A 7,058-nucleotide genomic window follows, 5' to 3' on the forward strand; every position below is an offset into this window, starting at 1 on the left:
AGTTCGGGTTCGTGCGGGACTCGGTGTGGAAGATGTCGTTCCTCGGTGACGAGGCGGGGGAGCCCTGCTATGACGTGTATCCGGCGTCGTGTCGGGATCCGTGGCGGTGGAACCTGGATCGGGTTCGTGACGCCAATGAGAACGAAACCTATTTGCACTGGACGCGGGAGACGAACCATTACAAGCGGGCGTTGAGTGGGTCGATCCTGGAGTACGACCGGGGCGGGTATCTGTCGGAGATCGAGTACGCGAAGAACGTGACCGAGGCGGGTGCGGTTCCGGTCGGGCGGGTGGTGTTCGGGTGGGCGCACCGGTGTGTGGAGCGCACCGCAGAGGATGATCCGTTCAACAACACCCCGGCGACGTGTCCGGCGTTGTCGTCGAACCCGAACTCCTACCCGGATGTGCCCGGTGACCTGGTCTGCGGGTCGTCGTCGTGTGGGAACTACACCCAGTCGTTTTTCACCAGCAGGATCCTGGACCGCGTCATCTCCTACCAGTGGAACGCCGGCACCGGAGAGTGGAACAACATCGGCCGGGTTCAGTTGCGGTACAAGGTGTCCAACCCCACCGGCTTGACCGAGCGGGCCTTCGTCCTGGACTACATACGCCCCAGTGGCCTGATCGGTGCGGACGCGAACAAGATCGACCTGCCGCCGGTGGACTTCGACTACGTCGACGGCGTGCAGCCGAACTTCCGCGACGGCCGCGTCGACTACGACGAAACCGGCCTCGGTGTGTCCGCGATGCGGATGCCCCGCCTGCTGGTGGTCCGTAACGGCTTCGGCGGCCGGACGGAGGTCACGTACGGGACGCAGAAGCCGTGCCCGCAGGGCGGGTCGACACAGTCGGGCTACAACAGTTGGCACAACGGCAAGGTGGGTAACTGGGACGTCAACACCGAGGACTGCTACCCGATCTTCCACTCACCACCCGGCGCCGACCCCGGCTTCGGCATCTTCCACAAGTACCTGGTCAAGAAGGTGGTGGTGAAGGACCAGGTGGGTGGGTCACCGGATCAGGTCACCCAGTACGACTACTCGGTCGGGAACCCAGCCTGGAAGAACCCCAACAACCCGCTCGTGCCCGACGAGTACGAGTCGTGGAGCATCTTCGCCGGCTACAACCGCGTCCGTGTGGTGCAGGGTTCGGGGACGGACCCCAGTAAGTACACGGTGTGGATGTCGAACTTCTTCCGCGGCATGTACCACGACATCTACGATCCCGGCAGCGGCGGCGGTATCAAACAAACCACCGTCACCGACTACGCCGGTGACACCTACGACGACCACTACGCCCGCGCCGGCCGGACCCTGCAAACCCGCCACTACCGGATGACCACCTACAACGCGAACCCGGCCAACGCCGCCTACACCGAGGTCGAAAGCACCCGCTACGACCACACCATCCAAGGCAGCTACAACGGCCCCGGCTACGCCAACCCCCGCCAAACCCGCCTCGGCCTAGAGAACTCCCGCGTCAAACTCGACGACGGCAGCTGGCGGACCAACGAAGAGAGGACCATCTACGAGTCCACGTACGGGCTCCCGATCCGGTTCCACCAGTACAACCAGGTCGGCGTCGCCGACAACACCTGCACCTCCTACACCTATGCCCAACGGAACGCACCCAACTCCTACTACATGATCAATTTCCGGAGCGGGTGGAAACCTGGTCCGGCGACACCTGCGGCTCCGGCACACTGCTATCCCGCACGGTCACCTTCTACGACACCTACACCGTCGAAGGCTCCCAAACCCCGTTCGACGGCAACGTCGCCGAGACCCGCGTCTACACCGGCCCGACCACCTACACCACCAGTGGCCGAAGCACCTACGACAACATGGGTCGGATCCGTACCGCGACCGACCCCGCCGGGCTGACGACCACGACCACCTACAGTCCGGTTGTCAACTGGCCCGACAACGGCATCACCAGCACCGTCGGCGGCGGCTTCAACCACACGACCACCACTCTGGTCGACCGGCACACCGGGCAGCCGTCGAGGATCACCGACCCCAACGGCAAGGTCACCGACCTCGCCTACGACCCACTCGGCCGTATGGCCGAGGTGTACCTGCCAGGCCAGGCCAAGTCCACCGGGGTACCGTCGCTGCGCTTCAGCTACCAGATCACCTCCAGTGGCATCGGACAACCGACCGCACCCGCGCGCACCAAGACCGAAGCCCTGCAATCCCACAGCGGCAACGCCGTCTACCTGGCCTCATATGACTACGTGGACGGCCTTGGCCGGGGCAGGGAGACTCAACAGCCCGGTCCGAACGGCGGACGGATCGTCACCGCCACCACCTACGACGCCCGCGGCAACATCGCCGCCACCACCGACCCCTTCCACAACAACTCGGTAGCCGGAGTCGGATTGGTCAACCCCAACCTCGCTGCCGTTCCGGCCATACGGGAGACCAGCTACGACCATTTGAACCGGGCCACGGCGCAGGTGGACAAAAAGCTCGGGGCGGCATGGCGCCAGACCGCCACCACCTACCATGGCGATCGCATCACCGTTGTTCCACCGGCCGGCGGCACTAAGACCGTCAGCCATACCGACGTCCGCGGCAACGCCACCCGCTTCGACCAATACACCTCGACCACTGATCCGAACTCATACCAGAGCACCACCTATACCTACGACCTCCTCAACCGGTTGACCAAGGTCACCGATCCTGCGGGCAACGTATGGACCAACGCCTACGATCTCGCTGGCCGTACCACGCACAAGGTCGACCCAGACGCTGGAACTACCACCACCCACTACGACACTGCCGGCCGGCTCGCTTACACCGTCGACGGCCGTGGGCAGAAGATATCGATCCAATACGACGGCAAGTCTCGCGTAATCGCCCGATGGGCCGGTGACGTGGGCACCGGCAGCAAACTCGCGAGCAACGCCTACGACACCGTGGCTAAGGGGCACTTGACCTCCTCCACCCGCCATGGTGCTGGCGGCGACTACACCTCGGCCGTCACTGGCTACACCGACGACTACCAGCCCAGCGGCACCACGATGACGATCCCTGCAGCTGAAGGTGCCCTTGCTGGCACGTACAGCACAACGTTCACCTACGACAAGGCTGGGCGCCTCACGAGCAGCAGTCAACCCGGCGTCGGCGGGCTGCCCACCGAGACGCTCATCCTCGGGTACAACAACAACGGCTACCCCACCACCATGGCCGGCGCCGACATCTACGTCGCCGCCACCAGTTACTACGCTCATGGGCCTGTCCACCAACTCCTGCTCGGTGCGAGCGGTAAGCAGGTACGACTAACCGACACCATCGACCAGCAGACCGGCCGGCTCGACGCCACAAGCATCGACCTTGAGAGCAGCCCCGGCACTTTCACCGCCAAGTACGCCACCGGCTACCGCTACGACAGCATCGGCAATGTCACCTCCATTCTCGGCAGCACCGACGGGACAGCCGACCAAGTCGAATGCTTCCGCTATGACCCCCTACGCCGACTCACCACCGCTTGGACCGGCGCCACCCCTACGGCCACCGCCTGTGACCAAGTACCACAACGAGGCGGCACCATTGACCCCTACTGGCGATCCTGGGAATTCGACACCGTCGGAAACCGCACCAAACAAACCGACCACAACCCCGCCGGCAACACCACCTGGACCTACACCCACCCAGCCCCCGGTGCCAGCAAGCCTCACACGCTGACGAACACCTCGGCGACGGGCCCGCTCGCCACCACGCCTACACGCTCCTTCACATACGACCCCGGCGGGAACACCCTCACCCGGCACACCGAGAGCGGCACCTTCCAGCAGTTGACATGGAACACCGAGGGCCGCCTCGACAAGGTCACTCAAGGAGCCAACGAAACCTCCTACACGTATGACGCCGACGGCAACAGGCTGATCAGCCGTGCCCCCGACAAGACCACCCTCTACCTCGGTGCCACCGAACTCACCCTCGCCACCGGTGCCACCCAACCCACCGGCACCCGCTACTACAGCGCCGCAGGTCGGACTATCGCCGTGCGCACCCACACCGGCCTTATCTGGAGCAGTGGCGACCACCACGGCACCGAACAAGTCCAAATCAAGGCCGACAACCAAACCTCAAGTCGCAAGCGCCTCCTGCCCTACGGCGACGATCGAGGGCCCCAACCTAGCTTCGCAGGAACCAGAGGCTTCGTCGGCGGCACCCGCGACGACACAGGCCTCATCCACCTCGGCGCCCGCGAATACGACCCCAGCCTCGGCCGGTTCGTCAGCCTCGACCCCGTCCAGGACCTCACAGACCCTCAACAGTGGAATGGCTACAGCTATGCCAACAACAATCCCACCACCTTCAGTGACCCCACCGGCCTTATTCCGTGCGGAGACGAAGACTGCAAGATAACGCCGCCGAGAAACCCAGCCCCACCACCTGGTGGCGGTCGGGGCGGTGATGGTGGCAACGGCGGAGGAGGCCGTCCGCCCTCGCCGACGCCCACACTTCCACCCCCGCCAGGTGGCCGCACGCCCAGTCCCAGCGGTAACCCTACGCCAGAGCCATCCCCATGGGCCGATCAGCCTGAGTACAGGAAGGACTACTTTGAGAGGGCTTACCAGATGTGCTCTCAAGCACTAGTAAGCCCACTCTGCATAGCCGCAGCGCGTCGCCACATTGCCGAGTTCCTTAGTTACCTACCCTATATCGGGGTGCCGGCCTCGGGATACCTCGTCAACGATGCGGCGGAGCGCGGGGACTACCTTGGCGCTGGCATTGAGTTCCTAGCAATCACCCCCATTGGTCGGCTGGGCAAGTTGCCGAAAAAGGGCCAGATGAACAAGCTCGTGGGGGATGCATACCGCGACCACATTGCAGACGGAATTCGGCAAATGGGTAGGACGGCGATCACCGATGCCCAGGACCCGAGGGCGCTCACATTCCACACCCCGCATGGCACGCGAACGTTAGACATTGTTGTCTACGGCAAAGATGGCAAACTGCTGGGATATATCGAAACTAAATCTGGTCGAGAAAAATCGAAAACTGAGCAGAGGAAGAAGGACGATTGGTTGCGTAAGGAGTACGGCATGACGATCGACTACGTCTACGACGACCTGGATAACCTGCTTTTCTGATCCGGAAGCTGCTGCTAGAGTTGGTGCCGGCGTCTCGCGCGCTAGCCCGAAGATCGGAACTCAGCAAGGTGGAGTATGGCTATGAAGGGGTCACAACCTGCCGGCCCGCTGGACGTTGGTACAATTGGGCGGATGGTACGGGACGGTGCCGCCGGTGAGGCGATGTTGATTAAGTTGCTTGCCTCTAACCCCGATGATAAGAATGCCGTCATCGTCGCTCTAGGGGAGGCATGTGGAAACGCTGGAATCCCCATCCTGCATGCAATCGCTGCTGACCGCGGAGCGACTATAGACGAACGCTGCTCCGCTCTGGTCGCGCTCGCCAAACGCCAAGGCTCCGACGCGTCCGAAACCCTGGCGCGGGCGCTTCTCGACGAAGATCGGGTCATCCGGAGGTACGGATTGCTTTGCATGGCCTACGTAGGCGACGGGCGATCCTGGGACGCCGTTCTATACGCACTTCGGGTAAGCCTGGCCGGGCCGGCTCCTCGCTTCCCCTTTGCGCTCAATCCTGCTGCCCTGTTCAGCCAATCAGAAGTACTTCCTCCGATTGCCTACCTCGCTCGATTCGCCACGAACGCAAGTCGCGAAGAGATGGTTGTCGGACTGGTGTCCAGCAACTGGGACAAGCTCTATAATGCGGAGCAGGAATGGTTGCGCAGCCACTGGCTCGCGTGTGATCCCAACGCAGAGAAACCCATGCCGCCAAACCTTTCCCGCATCCAATCCTGGATCCAACGGCCATTCTTCGCCCCACTTTACGTGGACTGAAGTAATCTCAGTGCGGTTCCCCTCGTAACGTGGAGGCCAGAACTTGAGGGATAGAGGTTCATGGCTGAGACGAGACGCCGGTTCGATCCGGAGTTCCGCGCGGGCGTGGTCCGGATCGTGCGGGAGGCCGGGAAGTCGATCGCGCGGGTAGCGCGTGATCTGGGGATCAACAGCGGCACCCGGGACTGTACATAGCTCCTCTGTCAAGCCCTGGGTATGCAGTCGGTGCGCAGGGCCTGGTAGACGACATCGGACAGGCGTCGTTTCAGTACGCGTAGGGCTTCGAGGCCACCGTCGCCGGCGGTTCTGCGGCGGGCGATGAGGTCTTTGGCGGGCTGGTGACAGCGGGCCTGGGTCATCGCAATGCGGTGTAGGGCAGCGTTGAGCTGACGGTTGCCGGTGCGGCTGAGTCGGTGGCGGGCTCGGTTGGATGACCACACTGGTAGGGGTGCGGTGCCGTTATGCCGTGCGTAGGCGGCCGCGGAATGGAACCGGGTGACGCCGGCGGTTTCGCCGAGGATCTTCGCGGCGGTCAGGGCGCCGCAGCCGGGCACAGCGATGAGTGCTGGCGCGAGCTTCTCGGCCAGCTGGCGGATCTCGACCTCGATCGCGTTGATCTCTTCGGTGAGGTTCCTGCACCGCTGGACGATCATGGTGGCGAGGTGGGCGACGACGCCTGGCAGCTGCGTCAGCCGGTGCAGGACGTGGTCCAGGTTGCTGACGCGGTCGAGAGATCGCGCTGGTGGATCCCATTCGGGGTCGAGTTCGTGCAGGTGCCAGCGGAGCCGGTTGACCGCCCGGGTGCGTTCGGCGATCAGGTCCTCGCGGTGGTCGACCAGCAGACGCAGGTCGCGGTCGGGGCCGTCGAGGTGGGCAGTGGGCAGGTCGTCCTCGCGGAGTGCGGCGCGGGCGACGGCCAGGGCGTCGATCGGGTCTGACTTGCCGTAGGTGCGGGCGGCGTCGCGGGCGTGGGCCATGAGCTTGGGTGGCACCCGTACGATGCGCTCGCCAGCGGCGAGCAGGTCGCGTTCCAGACGGCGGGTCATGTTGCGGCAGTCCTCAACCGCCCAGACGCTCTCTTCGCCATGCCCGGCTGCCCAGCGCAGCAGCGACAGGTGATCCTTGCTCGTCGTCTCGCAGGTCTTCGTGGCGAGTTTCCGCCCGTTGCCGTCGATGATGACGT

At 63.9% G+C, this 7,058-nt stretch carries 4 protein-coding genes and 1 pseudogene; 4 read left to right on the forward strand and 1 reads right to left on the reverse strand.

The genetic code is table 11. The features are described from left to right. The 4 genes and pseudogenes from Vgi01_RS31045 to Vgi01_RS30125 all read left to right on the forward strand — a co-directional run. Positions 1-1,883, forward strand: a pseudogene (locus Vgi01_RS31045) (hypothetical protein); the annotation flags it as partial. A gap of 1,304 nt (positions 1,884-3,187) precedes the next feature. Next, positions 3,188-5,104, forward strand: coding sequence for an RHS repeat-associated core domain-containing protein (locus Vgi01_RS31655; RefSeq protein ID WP_444543472.1), 1,917 nt, complete (start codon positions 3,188-3,190; stop codon positions 5,102-5,104). A 132-nt stretch (positions 5,105-5,236) separates the two neighbouring features. Continuing rightward, positions 5,237-5,875: a HEAT repeat domain-containing protein gene (locus Vgi01_RS30120; protein WP_204293321.1), complete on the forward strand. Its 639-nt coding sequence runs from the start codon at positions 5,237-5,239 to the stop codon at positions 5,873-5,875. A 60-nt stretch (positions 5,876-5,935) separates the two neighbouring features. Next, entirely contained in the window at positions 5,936-6,070 is a 135-nt protein-coding gene (locus tag Vgi01_RS30125) for a transposase (protein ID WP_204293322.1), read from the forward strand. Positions 6,071-6,078: 8 nt separating this feature from the next. Here the strand turns inward: Vgi01_RS30125 and Vgi01_RS30130 are convergent. After that, positions 6,079-7,058, reverse strand: a 980-nt coding sequence (locus tag Vgi01_RS30130; protein ID WP_204293323.1) for an IS110 family RNA-guided transposase, incomplete at its 5' end; no start/stop codon positions are given.

The organism is Micromonospora gifhornensis, from assembly GCF_016863515.1.
Classification (GTDB): Bacteria; Actinomycetota; Actinomycetes; order Mycobacteriales; family Micromonosporaceae; genus Micromonospora; species Micromonospora gifhornensis.

Coding starts and splice junctions, on each gene's coding strand:
- Vgi01_RS31655 (WP_444543472.1), top strand. CDS start 3,188: ATGGCCGGCGCCGACATCTACGTCGCCGCCACCAGTTACTACGCTCAT.
- Vgi01_RS30120 (WP_204293321.1), top strand. CDS start 5,237: ATGGTACGGGACGGTGCCGCCGGTGAGGCGATGTTGATTAAGTTGCTT.
- Vgi01_RS30125 (WP_204293322.1), top strand. CDS start 5,936: ATGGCTGAGACGAGACGCCGGTTCGATCCGGAGTTCCGCGCGGGCGTG.